The organism is Domibacillus sp. PGB-M46, assembly GCF_022668875.1.
Lineage (GTDB): Bacteria > Bacillota > Bacilli > Bacillales > Domibacillaceae > Domibacillus.
Genome location: NZ_JAKGCR010000074.1, coordinates 1 through 457 on the forward strand (window position 1 = coordinate 1; position 457 = coordinate 457).

General features: G+C 48.1%; 1 protein-coding gene and 1 pseudogene. Both read left to right on the plus strand.

Features of this window, described 5'->3' with window-relative positions; genetic code table 11:
• Window positions 1–216: pseudogene (locus tag L2D08_RS23640) on the plus strand (PTS glucitol/sorbitol transporter subunit IIB); the annotation flags it as partial.
• Between the two features lie 17 nt (window positions 217–233).
• A partial coding sequence (locus L2D08_RS23645) for a PTS glucitol/sorbitol transporter subunit IIA (protein WP_242238011.1) occupies window positions 234–457 on the plus strand: 224 nt, incomplete at its 3' end.

Sequence of the window (457 nt, forward strand, 5' to 3'; positions counted from 1 at the left end):
GGCAAGGGGAATATCCCGCCAAACCTCGCCCTTCCAGCCCTGTTTGCGATTAACCCGCAGGTAGGCGCAGACTTTGTTCCAGTAGGCTTAACCCTTGGGGAAGCAAAACCGGAAACCGTAGAAGTCGGGGTGCCAGCTGTTTTAATGTCACGCTTAATTACGGGACCGCTTGCCGTTGTGATTGCTTATTTTGCGAGCTTTGGTATGTATGAATAGGGAAGGAAATGGAAAATATGAATACAACTGGAGGGCTACAAATGAAAACAATCTATCAGTCAACAGTTACAGGGCTTGGTGCAGACGTGGAAATGTTTGCGGAAGAAAAAATGCTCATTCTTTTTAATGAAAGCGCGCCAAAGGACTTGCGCGACATCGCCGTGAGCCATACGGTAGTTTCCTTGGAAGGCACCATCGAAGCGGGCGACATCCTCTCATTTGACGACCAGTCTTATGAAAT